21 protein-coding genes are annotated in these 18,471 nt (G+C 69.5%); 4 read left to right on the top strand and 17 right to left on the bottom strand.

Annotated elements, in window-relative coordinates; translation table 11 throughout:
* Window positions 1-428: 428 nt before the first annotated feature.
* The 8 genes from ACZ4D5_RS42235 to ACZ4D5_RS42200 form a co-directional block, all read right to left on the bottom strand.
* Window positions 429-1,061 carry a hypothetical protein gene (locus tag ACZ4D5_RS42235; RefSeq protein ID WP_467777847.1) on the bottom strand — a complete coding sequence of 211 codons (633 nt, stop codon included), beginning with the start codon at window positions 1,059-1,061 and terminating at the stop codon, window positions 429-431.
* Window positions 1,062-1,132: 71 nt separating this feature from the next.
* Entirely contained in the window at window positions 1,133-1,417 is a 285-nt protein-coding gene (locus ACZ4D5_RS42230) for a hypothetical protein (protein WP_467777846.1), read from the bottom strand.
* 78 nt (window positions 1,418-1,495) lie between these two features.
* Window positions 1,496-1,882 carry a DUF3846 domain-containing protein gene (locus tag ACZ4D5_RS42225; protein WP_467777845.1) on the bottom strand — a complete coding sequence of 129 codons (387 nt, stop codon included), beginning with the start codon at window positions 1,880-1,882 and terminating at the stop codon, window positions 1,496-1,498.
* Window positions 1,883-2,511: 629 nt separating this feature from the next.
* Window positions 2,512-2,763, bottom strand: a complete 252-nt coding sequence (locus ACZ4D5_RS42220; protein ID WP_467777844.1) for a hypothetical protein — start codon at window positions 2,761-2,763, stop codon at window positions 2,512-2,514.
* Window position 2,764: 1 nt separating this feature from the next.
* Window positions 2,765-3,109: a hypothetical protein gene (locus ACZ4D5_RS42215; RefSeq protein ID WP_467777843.1), complete on the bottom strand. Its 345-nt coding sequence runs from the start codon at window positions 3,107-3,109 to the stop codon at window positions 2,765-2,767.
* The gene (locus ACZ4D5_RS42210; RefSeq protein WP_467777842.1) at window positions 3,106-3,648 is read right to left on the bottom strand and encodes a DUF3560 domain-containing protein; all 543 of its coding nucleotides are present in this window, start codon (window positions 3,646-3,648) and stop codon (window positions 3,106-3,108) included. Before ACZ4D5_RS42210 ends, ACZ4D5_RS42215 begins: the two co-directional genes overlap by 4 nt.
* Window positions 3,649-3,944: 296 nt before the next feature.
* Window positions 3,945-4,286: a hypothetical protein gene (locus ACZ4D5_RS42205; protein WP_467777841.1), complete on the bottom strand. Its 342-nt coding sequence runs from the start codon at window positions 4,284-4,286 to the stop codon at window positions 3,945-3,947.
* Complete coding sequence (locus tag ACZ4D5_RS42200; protein WP_467777840.1) at window positions 4,283-4,711, bottom strand: hypothetical protein; 429 nt, start codon at window positions 4,709-4,711, stop codon at window positions 4,283-4,285. The genes ACZ4D5_RS42205 and ACZ4D5_RS42200 overlap by 4 nt, the downstream gene beginning before the upstream one ends.
* 597 nt (window positions 4,712-5,308) lie before the next feature.
* Here ACZ4D5_RS42200 and ACZ4D5_RS42195 point away from each other — a divergent pair.
* Entirely contained in the window at window positions 5,309-6,157 is an 849-nt protein-coding gene (locus ACZ4D5_RS42195) for a DUF6414 family protein (RefSeq protein ID WP_467777839.1), read from the top strand.
* A 386-nt stretch (window positions 6,158-6,543) separates the two neighbouring features.
* Here ACZ4D5_RS42195 and ACZ4D5_RS42190 read toward each other — a convergent pair whose 3' ends face one another.
* Window positions 6,544-7,299, bottom strand: a complete 756-nt coding sequence (locus tag ACZ4D5_RS42190) for a putative dsRNA-binding protein (protein WP_467777838.1) — start codon at window positions 7,297-7,299, stop codon at window positions 6,544-6,546.
* A gap of 113 nt (window positions 7,300-7,412) precedes the next feature.
* On the opposite strand from ACZ4D5_RS42190, the gene ACZ4D5_RS42185 reads away from it, so the two are divergent.
* From ACZ4D5_RS42185 to ACZ4D5_RS42175, 3 genes are all read left to right on the top strand, one after another.
* Complete coding sequence (locus tag ACZ4D5_RS42185) at window positions 7,413-11,579, top strand: DEAD/DEAH box helicase (RefSeq protein WP_467777837.1); 4,167 nt, start codon at window positions 7,413-7,415, stop codon at window positions 11,577-11,579.
* Complete coding sequence (locus ACZ4D5_RS42180) at window positions 11,576-12,151, top strand: hypothetical protein (protein ID WP_467777836.1); 576 nt, start codon at window positions 11,576-11,578, stop codon at window positions 12,149-12,151. The genes ACZ4D5_RS42185 and ACZ4D5_RS42180 overlap by 4 nt, the downstream gene beginning before the upstream one ends.
* A 98-nt stretch (window positions 12,152-12,249) precedes the next feature.
* Window positions 12,250-12,690 carry a hypothetical protein gene (locus ACZ4D5_RS42175; RefSeq protein ID WP_467777835.1) on the top strand — a complete coding sequence of 147 codons (441 nt, stop codon included), beginning with the start codon at window positions 12,250-12,252 and terminating at the stop codon, window positions 12,688-12,690.
* Between the two features lie 69 nt (window positions 12,691-12,759).
* Here ACZ4D5_RS42175 and ACZ4D5_RS42170 read toward each other — a convergent pair whose 3' ends face one another.
* The 8 genes from ACZ4D5_RS42170 to ACZ4D5_RS42135 form a co-directional block, all read right to left on the bottom strand.
* The gene (locus ACZ4D5_RS42170; protein ID WP_467777834.1) at window positions 12,760-13,383 is read right to left on the bottom strand and encodes a hypothetical protein; all 624 of its coding nucleotides are present in this window, start codon (window positions 13,381-13,383) and stop codon (window positions 12,760-12,762) included.
* A 118-nt stretch (window positions 13,384-13,501) separates the two neighbouring features.
* On the bottom strand, window positions 13,502-13,894 hold the full coding sequence (locus ACZ4D5_RS42165; protein ID WP_467777833.1) for a DUF6009 family protein: 393 nt from the start codon (window positions 13,892-13,894) through the stop codon (window positions 13,502-13,504).
* Entirely contained in the window at window positions 13,881-14,600 is a 720-nt protein-coding gene (locus tag ACZ4D5_RS42160; protein ID WP_467777832.1) for a zinc finger domain-containing protein, read from the bottom strand. The genes ACZ4D5_RS42165 and ACZ4D5_RS42160 overlap by 14 nt, the downstream gene beginning before the upstream one ends.
* 80 nt (window positions 14,601-14,680) lie before the next feature.
* Window positions 14,681-14,827, bottom strand: coding sequence for a hypothetical protein (locus ACZ4D5_RS42155; protein ID WP_467777831.1), 147 nt, complete (start codon window positions 14,825-14,827; stop codon window positions 14,681-14,683).
* 70 nt (window positions 14,828-14,897) lie between these two features.
* A complete protein-coding gene (locus ACZ4D5_RS42150) occupies window positions 14,898-15,263 on the bottom strand; it encodes a hypothetical protein (RefSeq protein ID WP_467777830.1) in 366 nt (121 codons plus the stop codon).
* Between the two features lie 131 nt (window positions 15,264-15,394).
* Window positions 15,395-16,414: a DUF6292 family protein gene (locus ACZ4D5_RS42145; protein ID WP_467777829.1), complete on the bottom strand. Its 1,020-nt coding sequence runs from the start codon at window positions 16,412-16,414 to the stop codon at window positions 15,395-15,397.
* Window positions 16,415-16,923: 509 nt separating this feature from the next.
* Window positions 16,924-17,367 carry a hypothetical protein gene (locus tag ACZ4D5_RS42140; protein ID WP_467777828.1) on the bottom strand — a complete coding sequence of 148 codons (444 nt, stop codon included), beginning with the start codon at window positions 17,365-17,367 and terminating at the stop codon, window positions 16,924-16,926.
* Window positions 17,368-17,396: 29 nt separating this feature from the next.
* The gene (locus ACZ4D5_RS42135) at window positions 17,397-18,452 is read right to left on the bottom strand and encodes a DNA polymerase Y family protein (protein ID WP_467777827.1); all 1,056 of its coding nucleotides are present in this window, start codon (window positions 18,450-18,452) and stop codon (window positions 17,397-17,399) included.
* Window positions 18,453-18,471: the final 19 nt, after the last annotated feature.

Raw genomic sequence — 18,471 nt, 5'->3', positions numbered from 1 at the left:
CCCGCGGAGCGGGCCCCTCCGGGCTGCGCCCGGAGCAGCGAACCACCGCGCTGCGCGCGGTGGTTGCGCTCCCGCTCCGCGTGAGCGCTGGCGGGTGACTGCGCCACCCGCTCACCCGCCCTGCTGCGCAGGGCGGGTGACGGTCCGTTCGCTGCGCTCCCGGACCGGCCGGGCGTTGCCCGGCTTCCCGGGACTCCGCTGCGCTCCATCCCGGGGTTGGCGGGTCCGCTGCGCTCCCCCGCCTCGGACGGGCCTTCCGGCTTCGCCTCCAGGCCCTTGAGGCCCGCTGACGCGGGCCAGGCTGGCTAGGCGGAGTGGGGGTAGCTCGTTCGGATCAGGTTCAGCACAGCGGCTGCATCAAAGTGATGCAGCATGTAGCGATGGCAGAAATCTGGGATCCCCTGGGGCGAGGTGCAGGGCGCCAACTGTCAGCAGACCCGGAATCCGCCATGCTCAGCGTTGTATGTAAGGAAAGCGAGCCATTCTGTCCACCAAGGGAATTCCCTAAGGACTTCCTTCTGGTCCTTCTCAGCGGTCAGCTCCCAAGCCTGGAGTGCTGCCTTGATTTCCCTCTCGGTGACGAGCCACGTGTTATTGCTCAGGAGCTTGTAAGAGGGGATTCCGGGCACCTTGGAGTCTTTCTCTCGGGTTTCCTCTACCGCTTCCAGGAAAGCGGCCTCCTTGGGTGTCAGAAGGGACTGAATTGCTGTGCGGTAGGGACCCGCCGGGTACTTGCTAGGGTCTTCCGGATATTCGGAGAGATCGAAGTCTTCCAGCGTTGGCCAAGCGGGAAAGGCTGCATGGACGAGCATTCCGAGGGCAGCCATAAGCTCGCGGGCCGCGCCCATGCCCCACAGGTTGAGCCGGAAGTACAGGCCGGTGCGTGCCCGCTCGTATGCGGCCCATGCCATGTCCACATCGTGCCCGAGGGTCTTGAGCTCTTCCTCGCTGGCGACGGCGGCATAGCGGCTGCGCAGTTCCTCCACGCGGTTCGCCGCGTCCTGGAGTGCGGCGGCCTGCTCCTCGTCGGGGTCGGTCGCGCTGTACATGTCGTATCCCATGGCTTGCTCCTTCGGGTGGTGTCTTCTGGCCCGGGGCGGGGTGCCACTCCCCGCCCCGGCGGGTATCTGGGTCAGACGCGAATCAGGTCGTAGGTGTCGAGATCGATCAGGCTGCCGGTGATGTCACCGCTGAATTCCGCAATCCGAATGACGCCGTTCTCGGCACCCCAGAGAGTTTCAGGGGTGGTGTATTCGGCGGCATTGGGGAAGAAGTCGAGGATGGCTTTTGCTGCCGCTCCCACGGCTTCGCTATAGGTGGCGCCCTTGACGACGACAGCCATTTTGCAGTCGGTGAGTTGAGACATGTAATTGAGCCAGTCGCACAGGAATGTGTACGTTCGGATGCCGGTGTTCATGGGTGACTTTCCCTGGTATGCCTTCGGTGGCCGGGGGCGGCGCTGCCACTGCGCCGCCCCCGGCCGGTGGTGAGGTGGTCAGTCGGCGGTGCGCTGAGTGGGGATCCGACGGGCCGTCAGGTGCAGTTCGATGAGGTGGGCGGCCTGGTCCCCGGTGAGGCCGAGGGTGTCGCCCTCGGCGTTGGCTCCGCCGGTGAACAGGGCGTGCCCGTGGTACATCTGGTGCGGCGGGCGGTGGAGGGCGTAGAGCCAGGTGGCCGGGAGGTTGACCGGGGAAGCGTTGATCAGGCCCTCGTCGTCGACCCACATCGTGATGTTCTCGGTGACGTCGACGGCGTCGAAGTGGGTGCAGTCGACGGCGGCGTAGATGACCTTGAGGGTGGCTTCGGATTCGGTGGGCCAGTCAAGGAGGCGGAATTGTCCGTCGGTGCGGATGAGCAGCGCGAAGCTCTTGCCGGTGGGCATAGTTCTCCCTTGGTTGGGGTGGGTCTTCGGTTGCTGGGGGCCTTGCCACAGGACCCGCCAACAAGAAAAGGATACCGCAGTTGGATCATCTCGTGGGGGGTTTCGGCATTCGAATTCCGGCTGTTTCCCCAGCTCAGCGACCGGGTCGGTGGGGGCACGGTGCGGGGCGTGTCGGGGCCCCACGGCGCAACGCGCCGTGGGCAAGGGGACTGGCAGCGCGCAGCGAGCGAGTGGGGCGCGCAGCGCTCCGCGAGCGTCTGCCGGTTTCCGCAGCGCGTGAGAGCGCGCAGCGCTCGGTCCGGTCGGGTGCGCAGCACCCGACCGGCACGCGGCCAGGTGGGGGACGGCGCGCAGCGGCGGCCCCCACCGCCCCGGCGCGACCCGTGCTGTGCCCCCACCGACCCGGCGAGAGAGGGTGGTGCGCCCCGTGCTGCCGCAGACGTGTGTCCGTGGTGCGCCCCGTGCTGCGCCCTGGCCGGTGTGATGGCCCGGCCTGTTGGCGTCGGGCCCGAGCCGACAGGGCCTTCGCGGGCGCCTGGGCGGCACGTCGGGTGTGGTGGCCGACGGTGTGTCAGGGGGCCGGCCACTTCGGTCGGCCCCCTGACGTCGGTCGAAGGCGGAGGTCTCCGTCAGGTGCGCTTGTGCTCGACGAAGTAGTCGCGCGGATCACGGGGTTCGCCGCTTTCGTCGACGGCCACCAGCCACTCGTCGAAGAGGTCGTCGCCGAGGCGCCGGTGCAGTTCACCCATGATCCAGCCGCGTACGATCGCAAGCTCCTGGGTGACGGCTCTTCCTTCGGTGACCATCCATGCGATGCAGAGTGCGTCATCGCTGAGCCTGGCCGCTGCGGCACTCACCCGGGCTTCTGCCTCGGTGTGCATGTCACCGCTCACCGTGTGCCGGGTGGGCGGTGACCGCCTCAGTGTGGTCTGGGCCCGTGTCGGCGGCCCGCTGCTCGGAGTCCGGCTCCACCTCGGCACAGGAGGTGGGGCACGTGGTGCATACCGGTGTCCCGTGGTTGACGCCGATGCCGTCGGGGTCGAGGTCGACGAGGTGTTCGCCCTGGTCGTCGGCGACGGTGAAGACCGTGGCCCACGAACGGTGGTCGCGGAGATTGGCGAGCGCCAACAGGGCGGCGTCCACGGGGTCGAGCGCTTCAATATCGTCCGTCCACGTGACGGTGTACTGGCGGACGTGGCGGGCGTCCTGGGCTGCGCGCGGGCTCACTTCCCCTCCTGGGCGGCGTCGCTCTGTCCGGGGTCGGTGACGGTGGCGCCGTCGCGGGTGCGCGAGAGCACCCGGTCATAGGTGCGCTTGGGGTCGTCCCAGCCGCCTCCCCCGCCATCGAGGGTCAACGTCTTGGGGTTGGCGCGCTTGACCCGGTAGGTGCTGGTGACGGCCATGTCCCGGCGGAAGTCGCGCACCGTGACGATGTCACCGGGCCGGAAGTCGGCGCGGTGCCACTCGCGGCTGCGCTGCTGTTCGATCGCGGCAAGGTCGGCGACGGCCTGAGCCTGGCGGGCCTTCCCCTGGGCGCGCTTGGCCTCTTCGTGGGCTTCGATCGCGCGACGGGTGGCGTTGTCGGCCCGGTCCCGGTCGCGCCGCGCGGAGCGGTAGGAGTGGTGGCCGACCAGCAGGGGCTGGCCGCCGGAGAACCTGCCGTACAGGGCGGAGGCGCTCTCGCTGCGCCGTTCGGCGTCCTTGGTGAGCCGGTCGGCGCGCGCCTTGAGCTCGTCCGCGCGTCGTTGCTCGGGAGTCTCAGTCATGGGTGGTCCCTTCATCAACTGGTGTGGTGGCAAGGGCCGGGACGGACGGGAGTCCGCCCCGGCGAGGCGGTGTCAGCTGCCCGTGGTGAGGGCGGGCGTCTGGGAAGTAGGCATGGTGGTGCCGTCCTTGCGGGCAGTGGTGTGGTCTTCGGAGTGGGGGCCGGGCCCAGGGGGTGCCACGCGCCCCGGGCCCGGCCGGGGCCGCTGCGCGCGGCCTGGGCGGCCGGTGTGCAGCGGCACTGCGGATTCGGTCCGCTGCGGGCGTGTACGACGCCCCGTCAGCAGGGCGGGCCCTGCTATGCGCTGGTGCTCGGGCAGTCGGGGCACTCGTCGGTGTCGTGATGAAGGTCGCCGCACTCGTCGTAAGCGGAGTGGTCATTGATGACGGCCTCGGCGGCCGCCTTGTGGCCGAAGGCCTCCAGGAGACGGGCCAGCGTCTCGGCTTCGGCACAGGTGAGCGTGCACGTGTAGAGCGGGACCAGTTCGTAGGTCAGCCCCGACGTCACCCAGGTGTCGACGAACTCGTCGACGGCTGCGGCCTGGTCGCTGAGCCGGGCCAGGGCTTCCTGAGCCGTGTTCACCAGGGCGAGGGTGCTCTGGGAGGCCTGTGGGGTGCTGGAGAGCTCAAGCTCGCTCATGCGACCGGCCCCTTCCGCAGGATGTTGGCCTGGAGGAGGTGCTGCTCGTTGACAGTGGCCGACGCCTCGGTGATCGCGTCGCTGAACAGGCCCCAATCGTCGTCGAGGAAGTTGCGCAGGGTGTCGTCGTCGGTGGCCGCGCTGACTGGAAGGGTGAGCGTCAGCTCCACGTCGTGGGTGACTTCCTCTTCGATCTCCAGGGCCACACGGACTTCAATCTCCGGCTCTGGTTCGGGCAGTTCCTCGGCGGTCAGGCCGTCGACGGGGCGCACCGTCAGGATCGTGTCAGAGGCGATGAGAGTAGGGCCGTCCCAGGAGAAGCCGAGCAGGAGCGCGGTCCAGCCGCTCTGGGCGGCCGGGGCTGCGTCTCGGACGACGGCCAGCGCCGAGTGGGGCAGGACGCGCAACTGGTCGCCGGTCTTCAAGTCCTGTGCGCGGCGGCAGGTTTCGCCTTCGGCATGGTGGCCGAGTGGATGAGTACAGACAGCGGACATAGGTGTCCCCTCTACAGGTGTGGATGGGTCTTCGGTGTGGGGGTCTGCCACGAACCCCAACGAGATAAGGATACCGCATTTAGATCACCGGCGGGAGTGTGATGCGGCGTGTCAGAGACTCAATTTCCGCAGCTCACAACGGCTTTGGTGGGGGTGACGGGCACGGGGCGACGGCGACCTCGGGCCCTCCGCACCAACGGTGCGGAGGCAAGAAGACCGGTGGCGCGGAGCGCGGGCCCAGAGCGCGCAGCGCGCCGGGCCCATCCACCGGGCTTCGCAGCGCGTGAGAGCGCGCAGCGCTCGGTCCGGACGGGCGCGCAGCGCCCGACCGGCACGCGGCCAGGTGGGGACGGCGCGCAGCGACGGCCCCCACCGCCCGACGGCGCGGTCGCCCCGTGCCCGTCACCCCCACCAAAGCTGCGCCCCGGTGCTTCGATTTCTCACGACGTCGCGCGCCGCCACCGACTCGCTCCAGCCCTGAGGCTCGATGGACAGTCGAGTGTCAGTGGGCGGTGGGAGACTGGGCTGATGGCACTCAAGTCACCCACCTTTCTGGACGTGGAAACTCTGCTGTCCCAGGCGGATTACCACGAGATCACCGTTCCTCAGCGGGAGGAGATCGTTGAGAAGACTGTAAAGCGGCGGGCTGGCGGTGGCCGGGCGGGCGTCGGCGGTTTCGGCCTGGACGGAACCGCAGGCAGCGACTTCGAGTATCAGAGGACGTATAGCCTGGAGCCGCGGGAGAAGGCCAGGGTTTCCAAAGTGATCGACTCGCTGATCAGCCAGGGCGCAGTGAAGTTGAATCCCAGTCAGGACACGTGCCTCGCCAAGGACGATCTCGTCGAGATCGAGGGAGAAGCGCGAATCACCGCAGCCAGCCTGGCCGGCAAGATGCTGTTCGCCTTCCGCCGTCTCCTTCTAGCGCAGGATGGGCGCGATCTGGAAAGCCTCTTCGACCTGGATGTGGCAGACCCCCGGTTCGCCGAGGTGATCAAGCAGGTCTACCTGGAGAACGAACTGCTCCCCATTCCCCTCTTGTTGGAACTCTCTGGGACGGCGCTGCCGCAGAAGATCTACATCAACGTGCGCTCCGACCACTTCATCGACGATGCATCGGCCAACCGTGTTGAGGGCGAGATACGCGTCTTGGGTACTGTGACGAAGCTGATCGGCGAGGACAAGTTCTTCAGCGCCGAGCAATGGCTCCTCCACGACTGGGAGTTCCTGATGCGGCGCGTGATGATGACGCAGATCGAAGATTCGATCAGGGAAGCAGCCCAGCAGATGGCACGTATGGGGGTCGATTTGCCCGCCGAGGACGTGCACGCCTACATCGCCGGCCCCGCCATCGTCGTCGACGCGATCGGGCTCTATTAAGGGCCGTCTTGCAAATCTGGGTAAGTTCAGTGGCGGGACGTTGCTCAGAAAGCCTCGATGGAGGCCAGCGACCACTGGGGGCCCGGATCGTGTGAGCACGGCCGGGCTCGCACCATGAGGCGGCGCCGGAGACCGGCATCATCCAGCCCGCGCCACTCGACAGCACGTCTGCTTCTCAGCCGGACGGGTGACGATAGCCGATCCGGGCTACGCCGGCCGACTGCTGCGCGACCGTGCTGGCGCGACCGGTTACAAACCCTCCCGCTACCTGGCGCGTGACGGCCAGTGGGGGCAATTCCCGCGGCCTCCGCCCCGTCTTTGGAACGCACCTCTTACGAGGACCTCGGGAGAGGGGTCCGGTTCCCTATGTCCGGCAGAGGACTCGATCAGGCCGTCATGGCGTGTGAGGGCTGGCGCAGGCGTGCAAGGAGTGCGTCGGCGGCCGCCGTCTTGGAGGCTGTCTTGTTGTTGCCTCGCGCGCTGGCTGTCAGGAGCTGTTCTGTGTCGGCGAGGATGGCGCTGGCGGTGGTGATGAAGGTGGGTTGGTGCGAGGGCCCGCTGCACTGGCATGTCCAGTCCAGGCCCCGGATGTACGCGGCCTGGGCAAGCTCGTGGAGCGTACTGACCGGTGAATGGCCGCGGCGTTGGTCGATGAAGTCGGCGAGGGTGCGCGTGGCGTCCTGTCGCTGCTGCGGGATCGCCGCGGGGATGCGGCCGGAGTCGTCGATACAGATGTTCACGGTCTGTAGCCATTTGCGCAGCACACCGGTGGGGACGCCGAGGATGTCGCCGGTGTCGCGGAGGCTTAGGCCGTTGTCCTGCATGAGTTCCAGGGCACGCTGGAGGGTGGCGGCGTGCTGTGCGAACTCGTCCTCGGCCAGCCCGAGCTGGTGAGCGTGTGCGGTGTGTCCTTGCTGGAGCCGTCGGTGGGAGCTGATGAGGCAGGGCAGTGTGCAGTAGAGGCCCAGGCGCAGGTGCCGTTCCCGGTTGCCGACAGCGCGGTTGAGGACGAGCCAGCCGGCGGGAACGCTGGTTCCCTGTTCTGCTGCGCCGCAGGAACGGCAGGTGTAGCCGCGCTCGGGGCGCTCGTCCTGGGGTTCGGGGGCGTCTGGGGAGCTGGCGGTGGGGTCTACGGCATCCATGAGGTAACTCTCCGTGTTGTCTGATTGCGGAGAGTAGTTTAGGGTCTGCGGACCGTGAGGCCGAGTAGAGCAACAGCGGACTGGATGCGCCTCAGAAATGTGGGGTGGAGCAGGTGAGTTCGGGTTTCCCCCAGTGGCTGCGGCCTGTATTCCTGAACGCGACCGTCGACACCGCGATGGCGGCGGAGGTGACCCGCCGTGCCCGAACCCGTTGCCTCACCGCCACCGAGCTCCGGCTACTGCTTCTGTCCCGCGGCCTGGGCGGGGATGGGCTGGGGGCGGCCCGCCGTGCGGCGCTGTCCTACGTGGCGCGCGAGCAGCATCTGGCAACGTCGATCCTGAGCATGTACGCGCAATCCGTGGGGCTCCCGAATCCCACGGTGGACTTCCGGGCCACCGGGCCGGTGGGCGCTGTACGCCATGAGGCCAGGGCCTCGCTGGCGACCAGTGACCGGACGGTCGCTACCCAGTGGCACCAGGCCGGTACCAAGAAGGCAGCGCAGCAGCAGGCCGAACTGGACCTGCTGACGGAGCTCGCCGGGCTCAGCGAGGAAGCCGCCATCTCTTCATCGGATGAGGGTCCACGTGACGCCGTGCCCCGTGACCCGTACGTGTTCCTCGACAGCGACCAGCTGCTTGACGTGCTTGCCATCACGGCAGGCGGTGATTCGGCCGATCTGATCGCGCACATGGAACTGCGGGCCCGGTCGGGCCTGCTGACCTCGCGGCACCTGCAGCTGCTGCTGTTCTCCCGGAGTACCCCCGCGTGGGAGGCCGCGCGGCTGGCGGCGCTGGATGCCGTGGCCCAGATGCCGGGGGCCGCGGCCAGCCTGGTGCGTGAGCGCGAGCGCGTCTTGGCCGGTGATGGGAGCCGGCGGGCGGCCTGCGGTGAGACGACCGGGGTACCCCGGCCCGGGAGCGCCGAGGACCATGACGCGGCATGCCTGGAGCAGCTCCGGAGCCTTGTGGACTTGTCCGAGCGCCCGGTCGCGGGGCCATCGCCGGAGCCACGGGGCGATCTCGTCACGGTGTTCGGTGGGCAGGATCCCCTGGAGGCCCTGCGGGCGTTCGCCCCGGTCGTCGACCTGGAGTGTCGTCAGGTCACGGCGGGCACTACACCGGTCCGTGTCACCGCGAGCTGCACCTTCCGGGGGCGCACGCTGGCAGCGCCCGGCCAGGGCGCCACGGGCGCCGTGGCCCAACAGCGAGCCGTCCGCGCGCTACTGCTGATCGTCAACGGACTGCTCGTCCAGGCGCCGCACGAGGCCGCCGCGGTGTCGCCGGAGCAGGGCGCGGTGCCCGCCCCGCGCCACAGCGGGCAGGCCCCCACCGTCACCGGCTCCGGGAGCCCGCCCGGTGGGGATGACGGTCCCACGGAAGACGCTGCGGCCGCGCCCCCAGCACACGAGCAGCCGCCTGTCAGCGGTGGCACACCGCGGCCGTCGGCTGCGGTCGTGTCGGCCGAGGCGGTCGCCCAAGCACTGCAGGGCGGGGCGGCTTTGGCTTTCGATGCCTGTGGGCAGATCGGGCAGGCCACGTTCGTGGTCCTGGAGCCCAGCGACTGCGTCGGCGGGGGGCACCTCGCGGTGGAGAGCCGCTCGGTTCTGCTGTCCGGTGGCGAGCTGCGCACGGTGAAGGCTGTGCGCGCCGGTGTTCTGGATGTCGTGCACGCCCTGGCCCAGCCCGCTGCGGACACATGGTCCGCTTCGGCCCGATGGTGGGCGCGACAGGTGCGGCTGGCCCTGACTCTGATCGAGCAGGGGCAGGTGTACCCGGCGCTGGCCGAGGCGGTGGTGCCCCGCTGCGAGCCGACCTGGCGGGTGGGCCCCTGGACGGGAGAACTGCGCGACCACGTGGTGGCCTTGGCCGCGGAACTGTGTCAGCAGCCGCGCTGTCTGTACGCGTGTGACGAGGACGAGGTAGCAGGCGAGCCCGTCGACGAGCTGAGGACGTTCCTGGACGCGGTCGCCGAGCACTTCGTGCCCGCACCGGGCTTTCGCCACCTGCTCGGTGAGATCCCGTTCGCCGCCCGGGTGAGCTATGGACAAAGGCCGTTGGCACTGCAGGAATGGGCCGACCGCCTCGAGGAGGACCTGGACCAGGACGCGCTGCCCACCCTCGTTCTGCGGATCCCGGGGCCGCGCCATGAGCGGGCCCGGCTGCGCGCCACCCTGCAGCTGCGCGCCGGCACCGGCGAGACCGTAGATGCTCTGCGGATCTGGGAGGGCCAGGCGGTCCTGCCCGGCTTCCCCGATCTGCGCCCCCGAGTCGCCCGGCTCCTGCGCCGCGCGGCCCAGACCTTCGCTCCCCTGGGCCCCCTCGGCGCCCAACAGCGTCCCAGCGCCTTCCTGCTGAGCCTGCGCGATGCCGCGGCGCTGCGCGGGAAGGTGGGCCAGGAGCTGGCCGTAGCCGGGATCGACGTCGAGTGGACCGACGACTGGGCCGCCCGCCTCGACAGCCACGTCGTGGTCGGCACCGGATCGCCCAGCCCGGTCGGTGCGGGGCGGGTCGGTCTCGGCGAGATCCTGGACCGCCGCTGGCGGATCGCCGTGGACGGCGTCGCGCTCACAGACGAGGAGATGGACGCCCTGGCCGCCCAGGCCCTGCCCGCAGTCCGCCTCCACAACCGGTGGGTTCTGCTGGACGACAGCGTCCTGGCTCGCCTGCGTGCACGTCGGCTGCCCTCCATCGGCGCCCGTCAGGGCCGCCTGGACGCATTGGCCGGCAGCGTCACCATCGACGGCATCACCTATGCGTGCTCGCCCGCCGACGGCCTGGCCGACTTGATCGAGGAGATCCGCTCGCGCCCCGAGCCCACTCCTTGCGTGCCGACCGCACTGTCCGGCACCACCCTCCACCCCCACCAGCGCAGCGCCGTGAGCTGGCTGCAGCGGCTGACCGAACTCGGCTTCGGCGCCCTGCTCGGTGACGACATGGGGCTGGGCAAGACCATCACGGCGCTGGCCTTCCACCACCTCCGCCAGCCCCTGGACGCAGGGCCGACGCTGGTCGTCTGCCCCAGCGGACTGCTCGACAACTGGCAGCAAGAGATCACCTCCCGCCTCCCCGGCACCCCCGTCGTGCGCTACCACGGCCCGCGCCGCAGTCTCGCCCATGTGCGCAGCGACTCGATCGTGCTGACCAGCTACGCGCTGATGTGCCGGGACAACGCCGAACTGGCCTCCCGAGCCTGGGGACTGGCCATCGCCGACGAAGCACAGAAGATCAAGAATTTCGACACCATCGTCGCCCGCCTCATCCGCCGGCTGCCCGCCGACGCCCGCATCGCACTGACCGGCACCCCCGTGGAGAACGCGGTCGTGGAGGCGTGGGCGATCCTCGACTGGCTGTGCCCCGACCTGATCGCCTCCCGGCGCGACTTCAACGCCCGCTATGCCCGACCTCTCCAGTCCACCGAGCGCGGGCAGGCCGAAGCCGCCCGCCAGCGCCTGCTCCGGCTCATGCAGCCCTTCGTCCTGCGCCGCCTCAAGACCGACCCCGGCATCGACCTCGGCCTGCCCGACAAAACCGAGGTCACCCGCACCGTCCCGCTCTCGGCCGAACAGACCGGCCTGTACGAGGCACTGCTGCGTGACACGCAGCAGCAGCTGCGCGCCTGCCCAGACAGCCCGCGCCGCGGGCAACTCGTCCTGCGCATCATCGACAGCCACCGAAAGATCGCCAACAGCCCCGCCCACTACCTGGGCGAAGACCCCGCCACCGTCACGGCCGACCCCGACGAGGCAGCACGCCGGGCCCCCAAGCTCGCCGCCCTGTACGAACTGCTGGCCGACATCCGGCACCGCGGCGAAAGCGCCCTGGTCTTCACCGCCTACGCCGTAATCGGGGACCTCCTCACGGCCTACCTGACCGCACGCGGGTTCCGCACGCTGCTGCACCACGGCGCGCTCACCCTGCGCCAACGGACAACCGTCCTGGACGCCTTCGGCTCAGGGACGGGCGACGTCCTCGTCCTCACCCTGCACAGCGGGTCCATCGGCTTGAACATCACCCGTGCCAACCACGTCATCCACTACGACCAGCCCTGGAACCCCGCCGTCAGCGCCCAGGCCAACGACCGCGTGCACCGCATCGGCCAGCAGCGCAACGTGAACGTGCACCACCTCATCTCGACCAACAGCATCGAGGAGCGCATGGCCGCCCTCCTGGCCCGCAAACGCCGCCTGGCCCAGACCGTGCTGCCCTCCGGCGAACTGGACTACAGCACCCTCGACGACAGCGAAATCATCGACCTGTGCACGGTGACCCCACACTCATGACCGTCCGCTCCGCCCCGAGCACCGCGCTGTTCGACCGGCCCCTGCCCGAACCGCCCGCCCCCGCCCCCACCAGCACCGACCTCGCCCTCATCGCCCAGGACGCCAGCCGCCGCGCCACCCGCCTCCTGCACAACCACGAGCCCAGCCCCACCGACGCCGTCATCGACCTCGTCCGTCTCCTCCAAGGCTGCACCGACACCGCCCGCGCCCACGCCGCCGCCACCCGCGCGGATCTGCGCCCGGCCGAACTCGGCCGCCTACGCACTGCCTTCACCTACGGCGGCATCCACGGCGTCCACACCGCCCTGCACACCACCCACCCCAGCCCGCACACCATGCAAACGGCAGCCGAGGCCGTCAACCATCACCGGCCTCGTATCGCCGCCGCCCTGCACACCGAGCACAACCACATCACCGACTCCGACACCGGCCTGCAGATCCGCTACGGACCCGACCAGCGCTGGTACCCCTACGTCCACGCCCACAGCACCTGGCAACCCGCCCCTCACCCATCCAAGGACCCCGTCTCCGCATACCGAGCAGCCGCGATGGCCAAACGCAAACGCACCTGACTCCCCGCCAATACACGCCTGGGGCCACCCGCCTTAGAGGACTTCCACCTCCCCCCCCTGATCGCAGCAGCGCAGGGCAGCCGAGCCAGGAGACCCGTATGCCCCTCAACCTCGACACCCCTCTCAGAACACCCCGCCGCCAGGACGCTCTGGCAGCACCGCCGATGCTTTTCACCACGTCCGGCAACTGGAAAGTGCTCACTGCTGACCCGCTGGCCGCCGTGACCGTCGGCGACACCGACTTCACACCGGAATGCGAACGCCTGGGCTACCAGCCATGGGGCAACTTCCCCAACCCAGAACTGGACCCCGAGCTCTGGCTTGAGGTCTACCGCCAGAACTGCCCCACCGCCGACCTACCCATGTTCTGTATCAGCGTGGACACCCACGCCCTCGGCTACGACGTCGTGTACGCCGAGAGCGTGCCCGCGGTCATGACCCTGCTCGCGCAATGGATGCCGGCCGTCCAGGCAGGCATGCTGAACGCGGTAGCCGAACAGCTACATTCGGCCCCGCAAGCCGCGAGGGCAACATCCTGAAGCGCCCCGGCCAAGCTCCTCGCCTTCCCCTGGCGAGCCGGTGGCAGACGATCCGTGAAGGCCGGGCGTCTACGGCAGAGCGGGCGAACAGACCTTGCACGCCCTGTACTTCTTCCCGCCACGCGGGCCCCGGCGGTCGGCACACCAATTCTCCAGCTGTTTCCAGGACATCGGGGTGTACGAGGTTCCGGTCAGGGTTTCTTCGTGGGTATACCACTTGAGCTGGCGGCGGAAGTCATCCTCGTCGCGCGGGGCTTCGAAGGCCGCCGTGCATTCCACATGCGAGCAGGCAGCGGAGTGCACGGCCGACCCGCCGACCTGCCAGGCGTATTCCGGGTTCCTCGCCAGTGCGGCGTTCCGCACCTTTGTGTCGATGATCTGCCGGAGGGCAGGCTCCTTCACCTGACACCGGTCGCAGTCCCCGAAGCACCGATCCTCGGGGGCGTCGGGATAGGGGTCGCACCAGTCGATGACTCGTTGAGCGGTGTCCGCCAACACCTCCCTGACCTGGCGGGCTGAGGTCTTGTCGTTCTCGATCAGCACCAGCAGTTCGATCACGGCGGGCACCTCGATCGAGGTGCCCCACCCTTCTGTCCACCGGCGGTCCTTGGGGTACTCGGCTCCCCACCTCCACTCCACGGCGGGCAGCTCATACCCGTTGATCTTGATGCTCGTATGTGCGTTGCACGGCATGCGGGGTCCCTTGGGTCGTTCACGGCGAGGCACAAGGTGGCAGGTGGTGGTTCCGCGCCGTCAGCGCGGCACGGTCCAGCAGCAGCGGCTGCTCCGTCGTGACTCCGCCGAGATTCACTCAGCCAGGCGTCCGGGCAGCCGCCGCACCGTCCGCGGCGTCGGCGCACTCCGGGTGCTCGCCCCAGGCCCCCGGGGCCACCGTGCGCGGATCGACTGCCTCGCTCGGCGCCCACCGTTCGTACGGGCCGTGCGGCTGCTCGGACCGGTCGTTGCTGTTGATCCAGAAGACCCGCCGCACGTACCTGCCCGGGGCCTCGTCATCATCGGGGGCGTCGCTGCGCAGCACCGAGTAGCCCACGCGGCGTCCCTTGCCGTTCCAGGCGACCGGGCGCCGCCGGGACTTGGCGAAGAACTCGACGGTCTGCCGGACATAGTCGACGCCGTCTACGTCCTCGGTCCAGACGATCCCGTCCTCGTACGCGAGCTCTGAGGGGCACCTACTCGGCTGCAACACGGACACGCTCCGCGTGGGCATCGGCGGCTTCCTTGCCCGATGACGTATGGCACAGGGCATCCACCGCGGCCCCGCAGGTGGTACACGCTGCGCAAGAGGCGAACCAGCGGTGGTCGAGCAGCCGATAGCGCGCGGTGTGCAGCTTGGCCGAGGGCGTTGTGGTGCCGAGCGTCGTGCAGTCCGCGTGAGGATCAGCGGCACAGTAGGAACAGGGCAGAGCACGGGCGTCGCGGTCGCGCTGGGCCTGCTCGGCAGCCCGGGCCTCGTCCTCCTCTTCCCGCTGGCGGCGGGCTTCTTCTTCCTCCAGGAGCCTGGCCCGCCGAAGCCGCTCCCACGATTCAGGGTGGCTGCGGCACGGGCCGTTCACCTTGAGGTTCCACCGGCAGGAGCCGTTCTTGCCGGTCGGCTCACCACAGCGGTTCTTCTCGTTCCCCGGCCCGTGGTGCGGGCACGGCTCCCTGCTGATGTCGTACTGGCATGGCCTCTTGGTGCTGGCCCCGATGGCACGGCACATCCATGGGGAGACCGATTCTTCCCCCGCGGAGGCCAGTTGCTCCACAAGATCCGCCCACCCGGCGCCCTGGGCTGTGGTGCGCCACCACTGAGGTGACGCGTTCACCGTCACCCAACCTGTGCCATCCACAGAAATACGAGGAGGATCAGGTTGCGCAGGCAGAACCTGAGCCTTAACGGAACGACTCATGTCACTCACTGTAGCCGATGGACGCTTACCGTAATCACTCGGTATGGCGGAGCGGCACTTCACAACGCCGTGGCGGTTCCTCAAGGAGCCGGGGCAATTGGGGAGACCCGCGCCGGTGCGTCGTAGGCCAACGGGCGGACTCGGTCCATGAGGTAGTCGTGCACCGCCTCCGCGTCACCCCGGGTCGGCTGGTCCGCGTAGCGCAGCAGCCGACGGAACGCGGTCATCCGGCTGCCTCCTCGACGGCGGTGCTCGCGATGACGTAGAGGAAACCGGTGAGGTCCATGCCCTGGCCCCTCACGCTTTCCAGCGGAGCGGGGAGAGCGCAGTGTGCGTGCTGCCGAGCGCACCCGTCATGGCTTCGGCACTGCCTTGGGCACGTTGGAGCGCATCGAGCGCGGCGGCGACCTCGGCGGCCCCGTTGCCGCCATCGCCGCTGCGCAAGTGCCCCCGATCCGCAAGTTGTTGAACGAGCAGGCCGATCTGCCCGTAGAGCTGCGGCAGGCACTGGGCGAGTTCCCCCAGGCTCCCAGCGACGATGTACGCGTCGCCGGGGTGCGCCCAGTCGCGATCAGCCTCAAGGTTGCGGGTGAGGCGGGTCAGGGAACGGATTGCCTCGGCCGCGTCGGCGGCGAGTTCGTGGCTCGTCTTGTGGTTGCTCACATTGATCCCCCTCGCTCGGGCAGCCGGGGCACCGCCCCGGCGTCACGTCCGGCTCTTTACGCCTCGGACATGGATGTCTACCGGAGACGCGAGGGGAACGTTCGCCCTTTCCGGAGAAGTTGGCCGGATAGTCAGGACGGCGCGAGGGGAGTAGGCGCTATGGCATCGACCAGCTGCTGCGGCGTCGGCTGCCTGCGTCCCGGGCACAGAACGGCAGCATCCGCGGGCGGGGCACCAGCAGTTTTCGCGATCGGATGACGGCGACTGGGCGCGGTGTACCAGCCATGCCGCTCGTCCCACACCAGCGCCGGCACCGGCGCGTCCGGGGACAACAGCACCGCCGCGGCCACGGCTTCGTCAGCCACGTGGACCATGGTGACGTCCTGCTGCGGGGCCAGTCCTTCCTCGGTCAGCACCTCGGCCACGCCCTGCACATACGGACGCGCCACACGGGCGCGCAGCTCGGTCTGCGCGTAGGCGATCGCGGCACGGTGCACTGCAGAGGGGTAGCCAAGGCGAATCACGGCTTGCTGCAGAGACAGACCCGGCTCACCAGCAACCGCATCGGCGATGCGCTCACCGCGCAGGCGGGGCAGCACCCTTGCGGCAGCCGAGTAGGCGATGCCCAGCTGCTCCTGCACTGTCGCGAGTGTCAATGCCGGATCAGAGTCCAGAAGTTCACCGACTCGTGCATCCAGCTCGTCGCGCGGCACCATGTCACCGCTGCCCTTTGGCCGGTGTGCCGGAACCCGGTCCTGGGCGGAGGCCGGGTCGCGGAAAGCGCGGATGACGCCGCGGGGGCAGTGTTCGACACCCTTCACCTTCACCAGGTGCGGAGCGATCCGCGAATCCTTCTTGTAGGAGTCCCAGGTCTTCGGGGTGACATCGAGGACAGCGGCAGCCTCAGTGCGCTCAAGCAGGTCCTCGTCATCGTCCGTCTGCGGCAGAGAAGGCACCGGCTCGCCGGCGCGGAACGCTGCCGTCTGTTCGCCATCCCAGAGTTTCGTCTTCCCCTCGGGCGCGCTGATCATCGCCGGGAACCCGTCCTGCTCGTACGGCTTCTGGTTGCGGAAGCTGCCGATGGTGAGCTTCATAGCCGCGGCCAGGTCTTGGCTGTTCTGCACGACATCTCGGCGTCCCGCGCGGATCATCACTCACTCCCAGTCAGGTCTGCGCCGGTGGCGAGGCAGCTTCGTGCCGCACACCTACTGTGCGGGATTCGGGGTGGCGAGGAGGACTTCGGCACGGCCGGCACCTACGGCACCATCGAAAGAAGGCTACCGGACTTACATCACCAGCGGCAACGATGGTCCTGGCCCGTGCCGCGCCGCTACACTTGAGCCGATCTATCCCTACGGGTTCTCCCTCAGGGGTGGGTCTTCGGAAAGCCGGCGCCCTTGCCACCCGCCTCAGCGGATTGGGCGCCGGCACTTTTCTGTCTTGATGCCGTACCGAGCGGCGCCTGCGGCACCCCGACCAGTCGCGCCACCCGAAGTCCGCGCCCGCCAAGGCATGATCGGCCGGGACAGCGACACCGAGTCCCTGCTGCTCATCGCGGCCGAAGTGGGCGCCCCGGGATCCTGAACGTGAGCAGAACCTGGCCCGGATCGATCAGCGGATCGCCGACGCAGAGCAGCGAGAGCACCGATCGACCGCCGAGTTAGCGCTCCCGCGGCATTGCCCGGAACTCCTCCACCGCCTCACGCACCGCGGAGGCGCCGCTCCACTCCTCCAGTCGATCGCCCAACGTCCGCGCGCAGTCGACCGCGAGGGTCTTGGCCACGACGACGAGCGCCGTCGGGTCGGCGTACACCGGGAGCTCCAAGTCGCGGGTCGTGCCGGGCAGGCGCCGGCCGCCGCGGCCGATGCGCGCGGCGCGCCATCCGGTGTCGTCGCCCCAGTGCCAGGACACGCCCGCCGTGCTGCGGGTGGGCTCCCAGTCCAGGCGCGCGCACATGCGCTGCTCGGCCGGGCAGGTGGCGTGCTGGCCCGGGTAGGCCGCGCCGTACACCCACAGCCGTGCGGGCCCGACGTCGTGCGCGTCCAGCGCGTGGTCGACGGCGTGGATGTACGGGGCGTGCGGCAACAGGTCTCCCGGACTCATCCGCATCCTCTCCTCCCGATCTGTGGGTGCTATGAGGCTTTGCCGAGCAGGGTCGCCGCGGGCACCACCGCGCCCGCGCCGAACCTCGCGTTGGCGCGGTCGACGGCGCGCTCGGCGAGCAGCCGCGCCTCCCGGGTGCGGTCCAACGAGATCTGGATCGGGGCGTGTTCGGCGTCGACCAGGTCCTCGGCGCGCAGCGTCATGCCGATCAGGCGGGCCCGCTGCAGGCCTGCCGCGTCGATGAGGCGGTAGGCCACCGTACGCAGGTCCATGTCGTGGCCGGAGGCCTCCGGCAGACGGCGCGAGCGCTCCCAGCTCGCCCCGCCCGCGAACCGCAACTGCAAGCTCACGGCGCGCGCCGCCTGGCCGCGGCCGCGCAGGGTGGCGCCGAGCTCGACGACCAGGTCCAAGAGCGTGGCACGGACCCGTGCCCCGTCGAGCTCGTGCCGGTCGAAGCGCCTGCGGGCGGTCGCGGAGGCCGGCAGGTCCTTCGGGGTCACCGGCCTCGGGTCGATACCGCGGGCCCTGTCGGTGGCCTGGCGTCCGGCGCGGCCGCCGAGGATGCGCTGCACCGTGCCCACCGGCACCCCGGCGAGCGCACCCACCGTGTGAATTCCGTAGCCGGTCAGCGCCTCCGCCTGCTTGATCCCCACTCCGTGGAGCGCGGCCACCGGGAGCGGCGCCAGCCACTCCCGCGTCCGGTCCGCTTCGACGACCAGCACGCCACCGGGCCCGGCGATCTGGCCCGAGGCCGTCGCCGCCACCGCCCAGGACACCCCCACCCCGACCCGGAGGTCGACGCCGAGCCGCGCGAGCGCGCGCAACCGCACGACCTCGCCGATCCGGCGGCCGTCCATCCCCAGACACCGGAACGCACCCCGCAGCTCCACCAAGACCGCGCCGGGCGGGATCGCCTGCACCACCGGCGAGATGTCCCGCAGCAGCTCCAGCACCTGCCGGTACACCGGCTCCGGCAGACCTACCGGACAGCGCACATGCATCACGCTCGCCGCCCCTGCCCCACTGCTCCGCTCACCCACCGGCCTCACCTCCACCTCCACCTCCACCTCCACCTCCACCTCCACGGTACCGAACATTTATTCG

The organism is Streptomyces sp. NPDC025651 (genome assembly GCF_055558735.1).
This window is presented reverse-complemented; position numbering and strand designations above follow the sequence as displayed.

Bases quoted from the DNA above. Each gene is read 5' to 3' on its own strand.
- ACZ4D5_RS42190 (WP_467777838.1), bottom strand. From the start codon at position 7,299: ATGGATGCCGTAGACCCCACCGCCAGCTCCCCAGACGCCCCCGAACCC.
- ACZ4D5_RS42220 (WP_467777844.1), bottom strand. From the start codon at position 2,763: ATGCACACCGAGGCAGAAGCCCGGGTGAGTGCCGCAGCGGCCAGGCTC.
- ACZ4D5_RS42170 (WP_467777834.1), bottom strand. From the start codon at position 13,383: ATGCCGTGCAACGCACATACGAGCATCAAGATCAACGGGTATGAGCTG.
- ACZ4D5_RS42180 (WP_467777836.1), top strand. From the start codon at position 11,576: ATGACCGTCCGCTCCGCCCCGAGCACCGCGCTGTTCGACCGGCCCCTG.
- ACZ4D5_RS42160 (WP_467777832.1), bottom strand. From the start codon at position 14,600: ATGAGTCGTTCCGTTAAGGCTCAGGTTCTGCCTGCGCAACCTGATCCT.
- ACZ4D5_RS42145 (WP_467777829.1), bottom strand. From the start codon at position 16,414: ATGATCCGCGCGGGACGCCGAGATGTCGTGCAGAACAGCCAAGACCTG.
- ACZ4D5_RS42155 (WP_467777831.1), bottom strand. From the start codon at position 14,827: ATGACCGCGTTCCGTCGGCTGCTGCGCTACGCGGACCAGCCGACCCGG.
- ACZ4D5_RS42235 (WP_467777847.1), bottom strand. From the start codon at position 1,061: ATGGGATACGACATGTACAGCGCGACCGACCCCGACGAGGAGCAGGCC.
- ACZ4D5_RS42230 (WP_467777846.1), bottom strand. From the start codon at position 1,417: ATGAACACCGGCATCCGAACGTACACATTCCTGTGCGACTGGCTCAAT.
- ACZ4D5_RS42205 (WP_467777841.1), bottom strand. From the start codon at position 4,286: ATGAGCGAGCTTGAGCTCTCCAGCACCCCACAGGCCTCCCAGAGCACC.
- ACZ4D5_RS42225 (WP_467777845.1), bottom strand. From the start codon at position 1,882: ATGCCCACCGGCAAGAGCTTCGCGCTGCTCATCCGCACCGACGGACAA.
- ACZ4D5_RS42195 (WP_467777839.1), top strand. From the start codon at position 5,309: ATGGCACTCAAGTCACCCACCTTTCTGGACGTGGAAACTCTGCTGTCC.
- ACZ4D5_RS42175 (WP_467777835.1), top strand. From the start codon at position 12,250: ATGCCCCTCAACCTCGACACCCCTCTCAGAACACCCCGCCGCCAGGAC.
- ACZ4D5_RS42140 (WP_467777828.1), bottom strand. From the start codon at position 17,367: ATGAGTCCGGGAGACCTGTTGCCGCACGCCCCGTACATCCACGCCGTC.
- ACZ4D5_RS42210 (WP_467777842.1), bottom strand. From the start codon at position 3,648: ATGACTGAGACTCCCGAGCAACGACGCGCGGACGAGCTCAAGGCGCGC.